The following is a 16,923-nucleotide window of genomic DNA, read 5'->3' as shown; positions in this document are numbered from 1 at the left end:
AACGAGTGCGGGTTTTTATTAGGTGCGACGCGTAAAGCGGCTATAAATCAACCCTACTGCCAAGCCAAGTAAGGTTGAGCTAATGCCTAAGAAGCTAACGCCCGAAAGGGTAATCAAGAAAGTCAATAATGCCGCCTCTCGGTACTCTTCCGTCATAAATGCCGAGTGTAAACACATCAATAACGTTCCCAACAAGGCAAAACTGGCTAACATACTGGTAATATCAGCTGGCAGTGCGATAAAAAGAGCAACCACAGACGTCGCGAACAAACCGGCAGCGAGATAAAACACACCGGCCCATATTACCGCTTTATACCGCTGATTCTTGTCGGCATCCACTGAGTCGTTCATGCAGATAGCCGCTGAAATCGCTGCCAAGTTAGCACTAAAACCACCGAAAGGAGCGAAAATCATATTTGCAACACCAGTGGTAATTAACGACGACTTCACTGGTGTTTGATAGTGATAACTCTTCATCATCGCAACACCAGGCAAGTTTTGAGAAATCATAGTGATAAGATAAAGCGGTAGCGCAAGATTGAGTAACGCGGATACATCAAAAGTTACCGGCATCCAAGCAGGCTTAGCCATCGCTATTTGAAACTCGACAGCGTCATGCGGCGTAACAAACCATGCACAGATTAATGCTACCGAAAGAAGGAGCAGCATGGCATATCTGGGAGCAAAGTGCTTTGCCAGCAGATACGTCAAGAACATGATGATAAACAAGATTGGTGACGTCTGAAGTGGTTCAAAGCCTTTAAGACAGAAAGGTAACAGAATGGCCGCCAACATTGCAGTGCCAAGTGATGAAGGAATTCGCTTTAAGGCTTCACTAAGGGGACCAATCAGCCCTGTCACGGTAATCATTAAACCAGAAACCACAAACGCACCTATCGCCTCACTTAACTGGTACTCCCCTGCTGACACAACTAACATCGCAGCCCCTGGTGTCGACCACGCGGTGAGGATAGGCATTTTGTAAAACCATGACAGACCTATTGAGGTTAGCCCCATCATTACGCCTAGAACCAACAGCCAGCTTTCGATTTGAAATGGGCTTGCACCAGATTGTGTCGCAGCTTGAATGATGATGACCACAGAACTGGTATAGCCAACTAATACCGCAGTAAAGCCCGCAGAGACATGACTCAAACTAAAGATTCCTTTCATGTTAGTTCCTTATTTCATCAATGGTGCTATTCTTGTGCGTGATAACGCACAAACCTAAGAGTACCACTGTGCGTTATAGCGCACAATAAGAGAACCCTATGAACGACACCGTTTTTAAATCGCAAATCGCGGCACACTTAAAGCAAATCAGAAAACACAAAGGATTGAGCTTAGACGCAACTGCCAAGCTTACTAGCGTCTCCAAAGCTATGCTGGGACAGATAGAAAGGGGGGAATCAAGCCCCACAATTTCGACACTATGGAAAATTTCTAGTGGTTTGGAGGCGTCCTTTTCTGGGTTCTTCGCAAACGACCCTGTGCTACGTGACAGCGAAATGACGTTCCCAGAAGATGAAAACATGCTGGTCAATACCCTATTTCCCTATACCAGCGACACCAACATGGAAATGTTTGAAATTACGCTAGCGCAGCACCATTGCCAACTGTCTTCACCTCACAGCGTAGGCGTCATTGAGCATATCATTGTGTTGGAAGGCAACCTCGAGGTGTTTTTTGAAGATAAGTGGCATGCCGTCGCACAGGGTGAAAGTTTACGCTTTTATAGCGATCAGCCACACGGTTATAAAGCCGTAACCGAGAGGGCGGTATTTCAGAATATTGTCTGCTATCCAAGGTAATTAGATCCCCAAGCTATAACCTATAAATCCGCACACGATTAAAAACCGCCGCAATAGTTGCAATTGCAACTATTGCGGCATAAACTAAGTTCGAAACAAATGAATCAACTCTATGAGGTTTTATTATGCGCACTTCCCTCTCTATGCTTCACCGAACCGCAGCGATCATTGCTTTTGGTTTGATTTTGTCATTCTTCACCAGCAGCGTTTTAGTCGAACTGTTCGGAAGTGAGGAAGCTGTGACCACTGTGAAAACTGCCATTTTCTTTGCCGTATGGGTTTTGATCCCTTGTATGGCAATCGCTGGTATTACTGGTTCAAAGCTCGCGCCAAAAGCAAATAAGGGAGTACTTGGAGCAAAGAAAAAGCGGATGCCATTTATTGCAGTGAATGGCATGTTGGTGCTGCTACCTTGTGCGATCTATCTTCACACTCTTGCCTCTAAGGGCCAATTTGACCACACCTTTTATTGGATTCAAGGCATAGAGTTTGTCGCAGGTTTTATCAACTTAACGCTTATGGGATTAAATATTCGCGATGGCCTGAGATTGAAAAATAAACGATCACCGCGTTTAAGTACCGAAAACTAATACCTGTGCGTCCATACTTTGTATTTGTTCGATTGTCACTAGCGTTTTCATTACAAAAACGTTAACGTCGATGCTACTTCACTGCTGTTTCTTCGCATAGCGATTACCTCATTTTCTGACATTGCAGAAATAGCAGTTTCCCTATTCATCACGGAAGTTCGAATATGACAGTCAACACCGCCTCTTTCATCGACTCAGGTTTACGTTTTACCCCTCACAACTTTATTGTTCCATTAGATTATCAACACCCAGATAAAGGTAATATCAATGTCTTTGCGCGAGAAGTAACTCTTGTCGATGACACGGCAGACAAGCCGTGGCTAGTCTACTTTCAGGGAGGTCCCGGGTTCCCTTCACCACGTCCGAATGGCAATAATGGTTGGTTAAAACGCGCTTTACAGGATTACAAAGTACTTTTACTGGACCAAAGAGGCACCGGAAACAGCACCGTAATCAGCCATCAAACCTTGGCAAGTCAAACACCACAGCAGCAAGCCGACTACCTCAGCCATTTTAGAGCGGACAATATTGTTCGCGATGCAGAGTCTATTCGTAAACAGTTTGGTGTTAAGCAATGGGCAATTCTCGGTCAAAGCTTTGGTGGTTTTTGTTCATTAACCTACCTCTCTTTATTTCCAGAAAGCTTATCGCGTTCATTTATCACAGGTGGTGTACCATCAATTTCGCGTCATCCAGACGACGTTTATCAAGCGACATTTAAGCGTACCAGAGAGAAAAATCAGGCATTCTTTCGTCAGTTTCCTCATGCACAAGCACTCTGTAAGAACATTGCCAATCACCTAATGAACAATGAGGTTTACTTGCCTAATGGCCAGCGTTTCACTGTTGAGCAATTTCAACAGATTGGCATTAATTTTGGTATGAGTGATACCTTCCTACCGACTTATTACAACTTAGAAAACGCTCTGGTTGAGGTCAACGGTGAGACTATTATGCGTTATGAGTTCCTCAATGAAATGTTGATACAACAGGGTTTTCAAACTAACCCCATCTACGCCTTGCTGCACGAATCCATTTATTGCCAAGGCTTTAGCTCGAATTGGTCTGCACATCGAATACGTCAAGAGCATAGTGAGTTCAACTATTCTGGCGAAGAAAGCGAATTCTACTTTACTGGAGAAATGGTCTTCCCTTGGATGTTTGAACAATACGAGTGCCTAAAACCACTGAAAGAAGCCGCAGATCTGCTGGCAGAGAAATCAGATTGGGGCAAACTGTATGACGCCGAAACACTCGCCAATAACTCAGTTCCAGTAAGTTGCGCTGTTTATGCCGACGATATGTTCGTAGAAATGGATATCAGCCGCGAGACCCTTGCACTGATGCCTAATGCTAAAGCTTGGATTACCAATGAATACGAACACAATGGACTACGGGCGGATGGTGAGCGCATTCTTAACAACCTGATTACCATGGGTAATCATACTTATCATTGCCAACAGGCTTAATGCTCTCGCTCACCTCAGCTGTGCACGGTGAGGTGAGCCTTTTATCTCACTTTACTGTACTTGTTCTTGCAGCCAACTCTTAAACAGTCGCGTATAAGGATTGTCAGTATGGGTGATGATAAAATATCCGGCATTCGCCGCCATCTTATCAAATGGTGCAATTAGCCTCCCTTGCGCGACTTCTTCTCCTAGTAAGGCTGTCCGAGCCAGAGCAATACCAACTCCAGCCTCGGCAGCCGACATCGCCATATCTGTACGATTGAAGAAATGCCCTTGGTTAGTGTCAAAATCCAGACTCTGTTGAGATGCCCAGTACAGCCATTCATAATCTTTAGGTGCACCTTCCCACGGCATAAGATCATGCAATAGTGTCACTTGTTCCCACGCTCTATTGCTGGTTGCCAAATCAGGGTGACGCTGCCAGTAGTTATGACTCATTACCGGAATCAGTGATTCTTCTAACAGTAATTCTGCATCGGAGCGTTTATAAGGTATCGGCCCATAATCTATCGCAACATCAAAATCGCGGCTGTCACTATCAACAAGTGCGCCTTCAGCGAAAGTGTGTATCTGAACATCGGGATAACGGCGATAGAAGTCCTCCAATCGAGGCACTAACCACTTAAAGGCAAACGACGGGGTGAGTTTTAATCGTATCTGTTTGCGCTCAGACACCCGTGTTAGTTGAAACACCGCTTCTTCAATGGACAATAGATGATGACCCGCCGCTTCTACCAGTTTGTTGCCACGTTCGGTAAGCCGAATTCCCCGAGCATGGCGTTCAAATACAGTAAAACCTAAGCGTTGTTCAATCTGATGTAGTTGCTGACTCACCGCACCGACCGTCAAATTCAACTCCTTTGCCGCACTGGTAATGCTGGTGTGGCGCGCGACAATACAAATTAGATTGATACCATGAAGTACAGCAGATTTCATATCGAGCCTTTAGTTTTACTAAAATCTATTGTCAATTTATATCGATTGTTAATCAGATGTAAACCATTCATTGTTGCTGAAAATAAAAAATGTGAGAGTTGAATGTGAAAGTCGTCGTGTTAGGAAGTGGAGTCATTGGATTAACCAGTGCATGGTATCTGTCTCAAGCTGGCTTTGAGGTGACTGTCGTCGACCGTCAATCCAGAGCTGCGGAAGAGACAAGCTTCGCCAATGCGGGACAAATTTCCTACGGCTACTCCTCTCCATGGGCTGCTCCAGGGATTCCCACAAAAGCACTCAAATGGCTTTTTGAGCAGCACGCACCGTTAAAAATAAAGCCTAGCTTAAGCCCTGAACTGATTCACTGGGCGAGCCAAATGTTGTTGAATTGCCAACTTAGTCATTACAAAACCAATAAAGCTCGCATGTTGACCATTGCTAATCGCAGTAGAGACTGTTTAGCCCAGCTCAATAGACAATACCAACTGCAATATCAAGGACGGAGGCAAGGTACACTGCAGATCTTTCGCAAACACGAGCAATTGAATTCTGTAGAAAAAGATATGGCGCTACTCAGAGAAAGTGGTACTCAGTTTCAACTACTCGATCGACAGCAGTGCTTACAACAAGAGCCTGGACTAGAAAATATGAACGATAAACTGGTCGGAGGGCTTTATCTACCGGATGATGAGACCGGTGACTGCTATTTGTTTTGCCAGCAACTGCAAACCTTGGCGGAGCAAGCAGGTGTCAAGTTCCTATTTGATACCAATATCAATGAACTAGAGGTTGATAAGCAGTGCATCAAGGGGGTCAACACGTCACAAGGCACAATAACAGGCGATCGATTCGTCGTCGCACTAGGAAGCTACTCCAAATCTTTGCTAGCGCCTCTTGGCATTGACCTACCGATTTATCCGGTAAAAGGCTATTCATTAACACTTCCGGTGATCGATGATGAGCAAGCACCTACCTCTACCATTATGGACGAAACCTACAAAGTCGCGGTGACTCGATTTGATGAGCGCATCCGTGTCGCTGGAACAGCGGAGCTCGCAGGGTTTGATGCAACACTTCCTGACAAGAGACTTGCCACACTCAATCACGTCGTAAGCAACCTCTTTCCTATGGGCGCAGACCTCACTCAAGCGGAATACTGGAGTGGATTTAGACCTATGACACCAGATGGCACACCGATTATTGGCAAAACACCGATCAAAAACCTTTACACCAATACAGGACACGGCACCTTAGGCTGGACGATGGCATGTGGTTCGGCGGATATTCTAACCGAGTTAATGACTTCAGATGGTCGTCTAGAACTAGCAGAACTGAGCGTTGAGAGGTACTAGTAGAGGTACCGAAAATGTACGGCAGGTGTGTTTAACACACCTGCAAATCTACCTCATTATGTTCAAGAATATCTACTAATTCTTGAGGGGGCATCGCGTCAGTGTAAAATGCATCTACTTGAGAAATATGACCAAGATTGACCATAGCACCTCGGTTAATTTTGGTGCTATCTGCCGCAAGTATCGTTTGCCCTGAACAAGCAATTATCGCTTGCGCAATACGAACTTCAGAAAAATCAAAATCGAGAAGACTGCCACCTTCGTGTATTCCAGAGATACCGATGATGCCGTAATCGAGTCGGAACTGCTCGATGAACTCTTTCGCCGCCTCTCCGATAATACCGCCGTCCTTATTACGAATCTGTCCACCAGCAACAATCACCGTGAAGTCATCTTTGACTCGTAATATGTTGGCAACGTTAATATTGTTGGTAACAATCTTAAGATCTTTATGCTCAAGTAGTGCCGTCGCTACCGCTTCTGTTGTCGTGCCGATGTCAATAAACAAAGAGGATGAGTTTGGTATACGCTTTACCAGTTCGTTGGCAATGCGGTTTTTTTCGTCTTGATACCGCACTTTACGTGAAGAGTAGGCTTCGTTTTCAGTACTAGAGTGAAGCGATGCGCCCCCGTGATGACGAGTGACAAGCCCTTGCTTCGCCAAATCATTTAAATCTCGGCGAATGGTTTGTGGGCTTACGCCAAACACATCCACGAACTCTTCAGTGTTCAAAAAGCCCTTTTCTGAAAGCATGGCAAGTATTTGTCTGTGGCGTTGGGTTTGCTTCAAAACATCACTCCAGTTCGAGTTCTTTTAAAATCTACTTGATAGTATAACTATCTGAAAGTTCACGGTATACCTCAAATAACGAAGTTCTAGTTTTCGCATTCAGAGCTTTAACATCTTCACATGGCGAGACGAGATCGGGAATTTGGTAAGTATGCATAGAAGCCGCAACAGCAGCTTTGACGCCATTGTTCGAATCTTCAAATGCTAAACATGTCTCTGATTCAACCCCAAGTCTTTGCGCCGCCAAATGATAAATCTCTGGGTCAGGCTTGCCTCTAGTCACCTCACAACCCGTCGCTAAACAGTCGAAGTATTTATCTAAGCCTGCCAATTTCAGTTTAGCTTCAGCGACATTTCGGTGAGTCGATGTCGCCACAGCAAGAGGAATATTTTTTGATTTCAAGAAATCCAGTAGTTCAATTACACCATGCTTTTTCGGAATAGCTTGATGGAACACGACCGAATCATAGCTTTTTCGCCACTCATCATTAATTACCTTGTAATCAATAATATCCTGATACGCCTCACCGAGTTTGCTATGAATGGTCTTTGAATTGCATCCAATAATAGATAAATAACTCTGCTCTAAGAAAGGTACACCGAGCGTTTGGCATGCCTTTTCAAAAATGCCTTTACAGACATTTTCTGTATCGAGAAGCAATCCATCCATATCGAAAACTGCTGCTTTAAAGTTCATGAACTACCTTACTTACCTTCAAAAAACGCCGAGTATAGCAGATTCCCGACTAAGAAAGGTCGAGCAGCCCTTTAATAGCTTATCCTTTTATTTTCCACCCAATGACGCTTTGTAAGCTTGAAGGATAGCGCTCATCTTCTCAAAGTCATAATGTCCTAGCGCCACTTTTAAATCATTAATTACGTCCTCCGCGATTCCGGCTTGAGACAAATAATCAACATCGCTCAATAACTCTGATACTTGCATATCAAAGTCCTCTGACAGAGCAATCAACTCATTAATTCGCTGCAGTTGCGGTTCGCTAAATGGAATCCCGAACTCTTGGGGTTCAGGGACACTCATTGATAAAGTGCTTTGGATTAAGCTCTCAACTGTACGTTCAAGTTGAGTGTTGAGCATTGTAACTTCTTGTTCAACCGAACCACCTTGCTTTAGCTGCCTTTCTATTTGGTCACAAATTTCAGCAATATCAGCCAACCCCAAGTTGCCAGCAGCACCTTTTAAAGTATGAACCTCAAACATTGTAGCTTCGCTGGTCTGTTCTTCTGAAGTACCTATTCTCACTCCGGAGTATTGTTCGATAAATCGTTGAATGAGTTTTTGATGCAGTGCCTCATTACCACCAGCTAAGCGCTGGCCTATTTCAGATCCAGCCAGTCTTTCAATATCGAGATGATCAACTGAAGACTGTTTGCTTGGCTGAATCCATTTGGCCATCACTTGGAACATTTCTTCAAGAATAATCGGCTTACCAATCACATCATTCATTCCACACGCCAACGCCTTTTCTTTATCATCGACCATCACACTAGCTGTCATAGCTATTACAGGAAGCTCAACTAGACCAAGTTCATTTCGAATATTCCTCGTGGCTTCATAACCGTCCATGATGGGCATTTGACAGTCCATCAGTACCCCATCATAGATTTCCGTTTGCAAGGAGCTCACTGCCTCTTGTCCGTTTTCCACCACATCAACGGAAAGTCCTTTCGATTGCAGTAACTCTCTTGCTACCTCCTGATTGATCGTATTATCTTCTACCAATAGAACTTTAGCGCCTTGTAATGATGCTAGTGCTCGCTTTAGTTCTTCGCTATGGCTTCGATAATGGCCTACACGTGGCGACTCATTCAATGCAGCTGCAATCAAAGCATCGTGCAATGTAGAAGCAGTAAACGGCTTTTCCAACACACTGGCGACTTGAATATCAGTCTCTTCTAACGCTTCAATGATATCTTGTCGAGAATCAGAGCACAGAATGATCAGTTTTGCGGTTAAGACTTGGGGCGCACGTTCTCGCATGGACAAAATCGTTTCTATGTTATCGGACACTTCATTTCGCCACCCATAAAGAACAACATTGGGAATAGTTTTCCCCTGATTAAGCGCTGACTCAAGTTGCTCTAAGTCGCGATAGTTGTCCACCTTGCATTGGATTCTTTCCAGCTGACTTAGCACCACTTGTTCTGATTCTTTCGAGCTATCTATCAGTGCTAATTTCTGACTCTGCAACTGAGCTGGATAAAACACCGTTGCGTTACTCTCTGAAACACCTAGCACCAGTGAAAAGCTAAAGCGAGCACCTTCGCCTAACCGACTCTCAACACTGACTTTACCTCCCATCAGCTCAACTAGATTTTTGGTAATGGAAAGACCCAACCCCGTCCCACCATACTTGCGAGTCGTGGATGAGTCTGCTTGAGAAAATGACTGGAATAGTGAGTCGATCTGCTCGCGAGTCATTCCAATGCCGGTATCTTTAACCGCGAAATTAATTTTGCACTCACGCTCTCTCATCATCGCAGTCGATACCTTAACGCGTACTTCACCTGTCTCAGTAAATTTCACAGCATTGGAGGTCAAGTTCGTTAGCACTTGTTTAATTCGCAATGGGTCGCCGATGAGTTGGTCGGGCACATCCGAAGCGACATCAATAATAAGTGATAGCTTTTTCTGTTTAGCACTGTCATCAATCAGGCTAATCACCTCCTCCAACACACTGTCTAAAGAGAAATTAATTGATTCAATTTCTACTTTTCCTGCTTCGATTTTCGAGAAATCAAGAATATCATTAATGATACCTAACAAGGCTTGAGCGGAGCTATTAACCTTGCTGATGTAATGACGCTGTTTGTTATCAAGTTTGGTCTCTAAGGCAAGGTGGCTCATGCCAATAATGGCATTCATCGGTGTGCGAATCTCATGACTCATATTGGCCAAGAAGTCGGATTTTGCCTGACTTGCATTTTGAGTTTGGATATTACTTTCTTCCAACTCTTCGGTGACGATATGAAGCTCACGCTGTGATTTTCGAATCAGATAAGCAAGGAGAAGAATGGCCAAAGCAAACAAAATGCCGCCATAAGTTGTCATATTGGCCAGGCCTCGAGCTTCAGACATCTCATTAAATCGGCGATTTCTTATATCCAGAATGGCACCGTCGATATCAATAGCGGAATCCACCATCTGCTGTGCGATAGTACCTATATGACTCGACACTATTCGCAATTCACCAAATCGCTCAAGGTAATTTTTAATTGCCGGTTCAAGCTCCTCAAACAGCACTTTTTCATCTAACTCTATTAATGAACCATGCAGTATGGAGATGGTTTGCAGTCCCCTTTCTAAAACCATCACCACATTTTGAGCATGAATGGTTTTTGCTTCGGGAGACAAGGCCAGCGAAAAATCCCTATCGGTTTGCCTAGCACTGTCTAATTCTTGTATTAATTCAGTCACACTCTTCGATAGATCCAATCGTCGAGCCATCAAATTTTGAATGGCCGCTACTTTTGACTGAGCTCGCTCAAACACCAAGGTCTCGTTATTCCGTAGGTCCAACGCAGACTGTGCTAGGTCGAACGCGACACGACTTAAATCTGCTAAAGCGGGATCATCTAGTCGAATTCCTTTCTCAACCTTATCGCTTCGAAACACAGTCAAATTCTCATAATAAGCGCGCTCTAGTTGCTCCAACTCAACCAATAGCTCCCGACTACGTGTGTCTTTGATTCGGTCTTCCAAAAAATCCAAATAGCGCGATATTTTCTTCAATTCTCCTTTGCTAAGGTGATATTCCTTTAAATTACCTGATACTAAAAAGTCCTTCGCATGGTTGCGTGCCGATTCGACAGCAACGGAAAGCTGGAAAGAGGCCGTTGAGTTACGGGAAATATCACTCATTGATTGGCGCAAGCTATCCACCAAGCGCTTATCTTTCTCAATATATTTTATTTGTAAGCTATGAAGAGCATCGGCGATAGAACTCGCGCGTTGAGCCGCCTCAACCATCTGTTCTCTTTTTTCGACCGACTCCCAAGACAACGCCACGTATCTTTGAAAATCTGCTCGATATTGATTAATTTGACGGACTAGTTCTTTGGTCCCTGAACTATCTTCATGCCTTTCTAAATGAAACGTTTCTGACAGTTTCAATGCTTCTGTCATATGAGAAAGCGCGACTTCCGATTCTCTCTCCGATAAGTCTCGGGTAAAGGAAAGCTCATGCAGTCTTGCTCTATCTAATGTAAGAAGCAGCTGCCCCGCACCTTCATACCGATCGACAGAACGAAACAACTTGTCTAAGCTGAACCACGCTGCTAAGCCGACACTGAGGAGCAGTACTAACACCACGAGAAAGCCAGCTGCAATTTTGTTTGAAGTTACAATGGAATGTTTAACGCTTTCAGAATTCATGTTTGGTGGTTACATCCTGTAATAGTGACTAGCGAAGTTAATCAGCAAATGTGCTTTTGATTTGTTCTATCTCCGGCCCCATACCAACAAAAGCCGCAACTAAGTCTGGCTGAAAATGAGAACCTGATTCTTGGCGCAGGTATTCGAAGGCGTCCTCAGTCTTCCATGCTTGTTTGTAGGGGCGCTCGCTAGTTAACGCATCAAACACGTCAGCTATAGCAACGATTCTGGCGCTAAGAGGAATATTCTCTCCAGAAAGTCCTGACGGATAACCGCTACCATCCCATTTTTCATGATGACATTGAGCTATCTCTTTCGCTAAATCCAACAATGGTGACCGGTATGGACCCAGAATTGCGACACCATATTCCACATGCCGCTGCATCTCTTTCCATTCATGTTCGTCTAGTTTTTCAGGCTTCAACAACACATCATCAGCAATACCAATTTTGCCAATATCGTGCATAGGCGCCGCTTCAAACAATAACTCGACCCATTTAGGATCAGCGCCAATGTGCGTCGCTAACATTCGGCTGTAATGACTCATTCGTACAACGTGCATTCCGGTTTCGTTATCTTTAAATTCCGCCGCTCTTCCCAAACAGCTAATAATTTCTCTTTGAGTATCTTTGATGACTTGGGTGCGTTTCTGAACTAGCTTCTCAAGCTGTCGTTTTTGATGATGAAGTGATAAATGTGTTGCAACACGTGCTCTCACGATAGGAGGACTAACGGGTTTGATAATGTAATCCACAGCACCAAGCTCAAACCCTTTTGTTTCATCAGAAACTTCACCTTTTGCCGTCACAAATATCACAGGAATATCACTGGTTAAAGGATTTGCTTTGAGCTGCTCGCACACTTGATAGCCATCCATTTCTGGCATCATTACATCAAGCAAAACAATGTCTGGCCTGGGGACTTTTTGCGCAATTTTCAGGGCGATTCTGCCGCTAATCGCAACCTTTACTTTATAGGAATCTGTTAGAATCCCGTTCAGTACATCTAGGTTTTCTGGTGTGTCATCGACGACCAACACCGTAAACGGCTCTGTACTTTGCTCTACCTTACTCATCTCAGCCCAACCACTGTTATTATTATCAATAAAGTATTGTTTAGTTTGGATATATTGCAAATCTGAGTAGCATCAAATTCTGTAAATAGATGTCTTGAATTCCTGAAATCGCGTACAATCGTGTGAATTCATTTATCTGGTATGTTGTACATGGAAGTATTAAGAACCATCTTGGTAGGACTTATCGGGTCACTTCTTGGCGGTGTGTTACCGATACCGCTCAGTGAGCTATTTTCCGCGGCTCTCTTTGTTGTAATGTATCTGCGCTTAACCAAAACAGACGTAAGATTACCCAGTGCGATCCTCACTACGATTCAGATTATTCTTGGCCTGAGTATTGGTATCACTGTGCATACAAGTGAACTTATTGACTCTTTTTCACTGCCTTTATTCATGGGCTTGATTCTATGCATGTTGTCACAAACCACCGTGAATTTTTTTTGGCTCTATAAGCAAGAAAAATGGACGCCTTTTGAGTCCTTACTTGGCGCTATTCCCGGAGCAATGGCAGCAATTCTGGTAATCAGTGAAGAACAAGAAAAACCATCTCCCAAAATCATCTTTTCGCATTCAATCCGCTTACTTCTGCTAGTTGTCTTGGCGGGAATTGTTGCAACAACCGGGGAAGGAACGTCTCAGCTCAGCCAAACGGTTTCATTAGCACAAATCCCTTATCTTATTCTGCTTACTGTGCTGAGTTTTGTGTTTGGTAAGATCGTTGGAAAGATCGGTATCCCAGCCCCTTACCTGTTAACCAGTCTGATTGTTGCTGCGATGTTTAACGCTCAATTTTCGTCACTTCATTTGGTAGTACCTGAGCTATTTATTATGTTTGCAACAGCAATTCTAGGCGTGCTAATTGGCACCCGTTTGGCTCCTACATCATTAAAAGACGCCGTTGAATATTCTAGAGCTGGATTTATTGTAACTGCGCTGGGCGTCACCGTAACCGTAGTCTACGCCCTGATATTTAGTTACTTGACCAGCACAGATTGGGAAGTGTTATTGCTTGCTTGGGTACCTGGCAGCGTTGAAGCGATGACCGCAGTAGCTCTATTATTGGGTTTGGAACCCGCATTTGTTGCGATAAATCATGTGATGCGATTAATGATGTTGTATATGATGCCTGTGGTATTAAAATCGCCACTGCAAAGACTAAGTAGGATGTAAACAATGGCTAGGCCTAAAAAACAGCGTCGTATCTGCGGCCGTGCTCCCTTTGAATGTTTCAAACCTAATGGTGTACCACTTTCTGAGCTCGATAAGATGGCATTGTTACCCGATGAATTAGAGGCATTAAGGCTGGCAGATCTCAATGGTATGAACCAGATTGATGCAGCGAAAGAGATGCAAGTATCGAGGCAGACTTTTGCCAACATAGTAAAGTCTGCCCGTTTGAAAGTCGCGACTTGCCTAATTAACGGTCAAGCACTCGTTATTGAATAAGAACCCGTTAAAGATTAGTGCTTTCTAGGCTCTTGTATTTGATACAAGGTTTTATGAGTTGTCGCACACTTATCTTTGCAGTCACATTCGCCATCGATGCCAGCACTCGCAAGTCCACCACAACTACCTTGAATGGCTTTTCGCTTAAACATCACACCAATAGCCATTAACGCAATTGCCGCCAAAAACGCAATAATAGCGAACAGTACTTCCATAATGTTACCCCGTCACTTAATCGATTTGAGATTCATTCTAATATGATGGACCGTACTAGGCGCGAGTTTATTTCGTTTCGGTTCGTGGCCAGAACAGCAAGTATTGTGTTTTGGCTTATTCACCCGGCCATAATCAAGGGATTCCACCTTATTTAGGGTATCAAAGTCGATATCGTCAATATGTGTTCTGACAGGTGCAGACCTGACATTGACGCCCGAATTGAACAAAGCTCCAAGCATTTTTTTGCCTATATTTCGAACCACGACGGTCTCTACGTCATATTGTTTGATGATGTCGAGCCAGTGTTTTTTGTTCCCGCAGCCACCTTGAGAAGCGTCAGGTAAGGTCAACCTATGCTGACTATTTTTCGAAGTATCAACCAACAAAATTTGAGGTGCTTTGGCGAAATGAGACGATATAGAATCATTATTGAATGGGATAGCAACGATCATAAGAGTTCCTCCATTTGAACAATGGTGCTTAAATTACTCCTATAATTAGCATATGCCAATAACTAAATTTGCAATATTAACATCTGTAAAATGAGAAACAGCGTTATCCCAAAATCAAAAAGCCCCACCCTAGCAAATGAGCCTAACTAGGGCGGGGCTTGAATATAGAGACGAAGCTAGAAACTATTAAGCTTCACAATACGACTTAGCAATAGCGGCACCAAGACGAGCATTGTTTAAGACCAACTGAATGTTTGAGTCAAGGCTGTTCCCACCTGTTAGTTCACAAACTCGAGCTAACAAGAATGGTGTCGATTCTTTACCAGCGATACCTTGCTCATCTGCTTCTGCCAACGCTTGCTCGATCGCAGAGTTGATAGTTTCCACTGGCATCGCGTATTCTACAGGGATTGGGTTGGCAATCACTGCACCACCAGCAAGTTTCATCTCCCACTTCGCTTTCAGTGCAATCGCGATCTCTTTTGCTGAGTCTAGGCGGTAGTCGATGCCATGCTCACTTTCACGGGTATAGAACGCTGGCAGACTATCGGTTTGATAACCAATAACAGGTACACCTTGCGTTTCCAAATATTCACGAGTAAGTGCTAAGTCTAGAATTGACTTCGCGCCTGCACACACTACAGCAACATCTGTATTTGCAAGCTCTTGAAGGTCAGCAGAGATATCAAATGTTTCTTGAGCACCACGATGAACACCACCGATGCCACCCGTAGCAAATACACGAATCCCTGCCATTTCTGCCAAAATCATTGTCGCTGCTACTGTTGTCGCACCGTCTTTTTCGCCTGCCACCATAAAAGGAATGTCACGGCGGCTGACTTTGGTCACGCTAGTACCGGCTTTACCCAAATATTCGATCTGTTCTTTATCTAAACCAACTTTTAGGCGGCCTTTTATGATAGCAATAGTCGCTGGAATAGCGCCTGATTCACGGATTGTTTCTTCAACTAAAAGCGCGGTCTCTACATTGCGTGGATAAGGCATACCGTGAGAAATGATCGTTGATTCTAGTGCCACGACAGGTTTGTTTTCAGCCAATGCTTGCGCAACTTCAGGTTGAATATCTAGATACTTCTCTAACATGTTGATTCCTCTATTAAACGAGAGACTGCCTTTTCAGACATAATTGAATTAATTGTTGAACTGGATTGAAGTGCTAATCGGGCTGCACCAAGTGCAAACTCCACGCTCTGCTGCCAATCCCAGTTTTGTAGATAACCATGAGCAAGACCCGCCATCAGCGCATCACCCGCTCCGGTGACATTGTTTACTAGTGTTTTCGAAGCCGGAATAAACTCACCTTGGCCCTCAACACTCGAATAGGCGCCCTCTTTACCAAGGCTGATTAGCAGACGCTTAACACCCATTGCGTGCAGTTTGTTAGCAACGTCAGGCAATTGATCTGGATGCTTAATCTCACAATCCGCCAAAAGTTCGGCTTCAGAAAGGTTTGGTTTTAAGGTATGCACATATTCCAAATAAGGCTTTATTTTTCCTGCTTTAACTGATGACACAGGGTCAACAAAAATAGCTTTATCCGCATGCGCGTGGAATAAATAATCCAGTGCCGACTCACTTAAGTTTGCGTCGAGCACAATGGCCGATGAGCGATTAAATACTGCAGCGCGTTTAGAAAGTTGCTCAACATTAAGTTCATCAATTAACGCCATATCGTTTAGTGCAAGCTGAAGCTCACCGCTCTGGTCGTGAATCGACAAATAAGTGCTGGTCGCTTTACCTGAAACGGTTAAACAATGGTCAACACCAACGCCTGCATTTCGGCAAGAATCTAACAGCTGCTCGCCCCAAAGATCATCACCGATTGCACCAATAAACTGCACCTTACTGCCTAGTCGAGACAAGTTATCAGCAATGTTACGTGCAACACCTCCAGCTCCTGAAGTTAGTACACCAGGGTTAGAATCCCCCATCACCAAATCAGAACTTGAACGTCCACAAAGATCCATATTGGCACCGCCTATGACAGCGCTGAATCGTTCTGGAGCAATGACATAACCTTTGCCCTCAATGAAGCCTTTTTTAGTCAGGTTCATTATGTGGCCTGCAACGGCACTTCGACTTAAATCCAACATATCCGCAAGAGTATGCTGGGCTATCATTGGGTCTTGTTTGATTAACTCTAAAATCTGCTGCTCACGCTCAGTCATAAACATTTGTCCGGTTGTGCAAACTTTTGTTTGGATAATAATTTGTCAAATTACTCGAAGCAAACGTTTTCTACGCTCAAAGATTCAACTTGATAACGTGATCACAGATAATTGCCACTAGGCGCATATTCACTCCTTTACACTTTCAATCGTGAAATCCGTCACTTGAAGAAGTCTCCTAGTAGTGGCTACTATTACAATAAC

16 protein-coding genes are annotated in these 16,923 nt (G+C 44.0%); 6 read left to right on the top strand and 10 right to left on the bottom strand.

Annotated elements, in window-relative coordinates; translation table 11 throughout:
• Nucleotides 1-18 precede the first annotated feature (18 nt).
• Complete coding sequence (locus HW45_RS16455; RefSeq protein WP_038228264.1) at nucleotides 19-1,173, bottom strand: benzoate/H(+) symporter BenE family transporter; 1,155 nt, start codon at nucleotides 1,171-1,173, stop codon at nucleotides 19-21.
• Nucleotides 1,174-1,271: 98 nt separating this feature from the next.
• Here HW45_RS16455 and HW45_RS16450 point away from each other — a divergent pair, with 98 nt between their 5' ends.
• The 3 genes from HW45_RS16450 (at nucleotide 1,272) to HW45_RS16440 (ending at nucleotide 3,870) form a co-directional block, all read left to right on the top strand.
• Nucleotides 1,272-1,811 carry a helix-turn-helix domain-containing protein gene (locus tag HW45_RS16450; RefSeq protein WP_038228262.1) on the top strand — a complete coding sequence of 180 codons (540 nt, stop codon included), beginning with the start codon at nucleotides 1,272-1,274 and terminating at the stop codon, nucleotides 1,809-1,811.
• A 125-nt stretch (nucleotides 1,812-1,936) separates the two neighbouring features.
• Nucleotides 1,937-2,401, top strand: a complete 465-nt coding sequence (locus HW45_RS16445; RefSeq protein ID WP_038228259.1) for a hypothetical protein — start codon at nucleotides 1,937-1,939, stop codon at nucleotides 2,399-2,401.
• A 164-nt stretch (nucleotides 2,402-2,565) separates the two neighbouring features.
• Nucleotides 2,566-3,870, top strand: coding sequence for an alpha/beta fold hydrolase (locus HW45_RS16440; RefSeq protein ID WP_038228257.1), 1,305 nt, complete (start codon nucleotides 2,566-2,568; stop codon nucleotides 3,868-3,870).
• 51 nt (nucleotides 3,871-3,921) lie between these two features.
• Here the strand turns inward: HW45_RS16440 and HW45_RS16435 are convergent, their stop codons facing one another.
• A complete protein-coding gene (locus HW45_RS16435) occupies nucleotides 3,922-4,806 on the bottom strand; it encodes a LysR substrate-binding domain-containing protein (RefSeq protein WP_038228255.1) in 885 nt (294 codons plus the stop codon).
• A 104-nt stretch (nucleotides 4,807-4,910) separates the two neighbouring features.
• On the opposite strand from HW45_RS16435, the gene HW45_RS16430 reads away from it, so the two are divergent.
• Nucleotides 4,911-6,158, top strand: coding sequence for a D-amino acid dehydrogenase (locus HW45_RS16430; RefSeq protein WP_038228252.1), 1,248 nt, complete (start codon nucleotides 4,911-4,913; stop codon nucleotides 6,156-6,158).
• 31 nt (nucleotides 6,159-6,189) lie between these two features.
• On the opposite strand, the gene HW45_RS16425 is transcribed toward HW45_RS16430, so the two are convergent.
• The 4 genes from HW45_RS16425 to HW45_RS16410 form a co-directional block, all read right to left on the bottom strand.
• Nucleotides 6,190-6,948 (bottom strand): DeoR/GlpR family transcriptional regulator, encoded by a 759-nt coding sequence (locus HW45_RS16425; protein ID WP_038228250.1) that lies wholly within the window; start codon nucleotides 6,946-6,948, stop codon nucleotides 6,190-6,192.
• Between the two features lie 31 nt (nucleotides 6,949-6,979).
• The gene (locus tag HW45_RS16420; protein WP_006072262.1) at nucleotides 6,980-7,645 is read right to left on the bottom strand and encodes an HAD family hydrolase; all 666 of its coding nucleotides are present in this window, start codon (nucleotides 7,643-7,645) and stop codon (nucleotides 6,980-6,982) included.
• A gap of 87 nt (nucleotides 7,646-7,732) precedes the next feature.
• Nucleotides 7,733-11,341, bottom strand: coding sequence for a hybrid sensor histidine kinase/response regulator (locus tag HW45_RS16415; protein ID WP_038228249.1), 3,609 nt, complete (start codon nucleotides 11,339-11,341; stop codon nucleotides 7,733-7,735).
• Nucleotides 11,342-11,378: 37 nt separating this feature from the next.
• The gene (locus HW45_RS16410) at nucleotides 11,379-12,416 is read right to left on the bottom strand and encodes a response regulator (RefSeq protein WP_038228574.1); all 1,038 of its coding nucleotides are present in this window, start codon (nucleotides 12,414-12,416) and stop codon (nucleotides 11,379-11,381) included.
• Between the two features lie 150 nt (nucleotides 12,417-12,566).
• Here HW45_RS16410 and HW45_RS16405 point away from each other — a divergent pair, with 150 nt between their 5' ends.
• Nucleotides 12,567-13,586: an AbrB family transcriptional regulator gene (locus tag HW45_RS16405; RefSeq protein ID WP_051868177.1), complete on the top strand. Its 1,020-nt coding sequence runs from the start codon at nucleotides 12,567-12,569 to the stop codon at nucleotides 13,584-13,586.
• 3 nt (nucleotides 13,587-13,589) lie between these two features.
• Nucleotides 13,590-13,862: a DUF134 domain-containing protein gene (locus HW45_RS29340; RefSeq protein WP_006072255.1), complete on the top strand. Its 273-nt coding sequence runs from the start codon at nucleotides 13,590-13,592 to the stop codon at nucleotides 13,860-13,862.
• Nucleotides 13,863-13,876: 14 nt separating this feature from the next.
• On the opposite strand, the gene nqrM is transcribed toward HW45_RS29340, so the two are convergent.
• The 4 genes from nqrM to HW45_RS16380 form a co-directional block, all read right to left on the bottom strand.
• Nucleotides 13,877-14,077 carry a (Na+)-NQR maturation NqrM gene (gene nqrM / locus HW45_RS16395; RefSeq protein ID WP_006072254.1) on the bottom strand — a complete coding sequence of 67 codons (201 nt, stop codon included), beginning with the start codon at nucleotides 14,075-14,077 and terminating at the stop codon, nucleotides 13,877-13,879.
• Nucleotides 14,078-14,089: 12 nt separating this feature from the next.
• Nucleotides 14,090-14,530 carry a NifB/NifX family molybdenum-iron cluster-binding protein gene (locus HW45_RS16390; protein WP_006072252.1) on the bottom strand — a complete coding sequence of 147 codons (441 nt, stop codon included), beginning with the start codon at nucleotides 14,528-14,530 and terminating at the stop codon, nucleotides 14,090-14,092.
• 186 nt (nucleotides 14,531-14,716) lie between these two features.
• Nucleotides 14,717-15,634: a pseudouridine-5'-phosphate glycosidase gene (locus HW45_RS16385; RefSeq protein WP_038228244.1), complete on the bottom strand. Its 918-nt coding sequence runs from the start codon at nucleotides 15,632-15,634 to the stop codon at nucleotides 14,717-14,719.
• Complete coding sequence (locus HW45_RS16380) at nucleotides 15,628-16,719, bottom strand: PfkB family carbohydrate kinase (RefSeq protein WP_038228572.1); 1,092 nt, start codon at nucleotides 16,717-16,719, stop codon at nucleotides 15,628-15,630. Before HW45_RS16380 ends, HW45_RS16385 begins: the two co-directional genes overlap by 7 nt.
• Between the last annotated feature and the right edge of the window lie 204 nt (nucleotides 16,720-16,923).

It is taken from the genome of Vibrio sp. ER1A (assembly GCF_000733315.1).
In the GTDB taxonomy this organism is placed as follows: domain Bacteria; phylum Pseudomonadota; class Gammaproteobacteria; order Enterobacterales; family Vibrionaceae; genus Vibrio; species Vibrio mediterranei.
Note: the sequence above shows the minus strand (reverse complement) of the source record. Positions and strands in the feature narration are given on the sequence as shown.

Bases quoted from the DNA above. Each gene is read 5' to 3' on its own strand.
- HW45_RS16385 (WP_038228244.1), bottom strand. From the start codon at position 15,634: ATGTTAGAGAAGTATCTAGATATTCAACCTGAAGTTGCGCAAGCATTG.
- HW45_RS16435 (WP_038228255.1), bottom strand. From the start codon at position 4,806: ATGAAATCTGCTGTACTTCATGGTATCAATCTAATTTGTATTGTCGCG.
- HW45_RS16380 (WP_038228572.1), bottom strand. From the start codon at position 16,719: ATGACTGAGCGTGAGCAGCAGATTTTAGAGTTAATCAAACAAGACCCA.
- HW45_RS16455 (WP_038228264.1), bottom strand. From the start codon at position 1,173: ATGAAAGGAATCTTTAGTTTGAGTCATGTCTCTGCGGGCTTTACTGCG.
- HW45_RS16410 (WP_038228574.1), bottom strand. From the start codon at position 12,416: ATGAGTAAGGTAGAGCAAAGTACAGAGCCGTTTACGGTGTTGGTCGTC.
- HW45_RS16390 (WP_006072252.1), bottom strand. From the start codon at position 14,530: ATGATCGTTGCTATCCCATTCAATAATGATTCTATATCGTCTCATTTC.
- HW45_RS16415 (WP_038228249.1), bottom strand. From the start codon at position 11,341: ATGAATTCTGAAAGCGTTAAACATTCCATTGTAACTTCAAACAAAATT.
- nqrM (WP_006072254.1), bottom strand. From the start codon at position 14,077: ATGGAAGTACTGTTCGCTATTATTGCGTTTTTGGCGGCAATTGCGTTA.
- HW45_RS16440 (WP_038228257.1), top strand. From the start codon at position 2,566: ATGACAGTCAACACCGCCTCTTTCATCGACTCAGGTTTACGTTTTACC.
- HW45_RS16450 (WP_038228262.1), top strand. From the start codon at position 1,272: ATGAACGACACCGTTTTTAAATCGCAAATCGCGGCACACTTAAAGCAA.
- HW45_RS16405 (WP_051868177.1), top strand. From the start codon at position 12,567: ATGGAAGTATTAAGAACCATCTTGGTAGGACTTATCGGGTCACTTCTT.
- HW45_RS16420 (WP_006072262.1), bottom strand. From the start codon at position 7,645: ATGAACTTTAAAGCAGCAGTTTTCGATATGGATGGATTGCTTCTCGAT.
- HW45_RS16445 (WP_038228259.1), top strand. From the start codon at position 1,937: ATGCGCACTTCCCTCTCTATGCTTCACCGAACCGCAGCGATCATTGCT.
- HW45_RS29340 (WP_006072255.1), top strand. From the start codon at position 13,590: ATGGCTAGGCCTAAAAAACAGCGTCGTATCTGCGGCCGTGCTCCCTTT.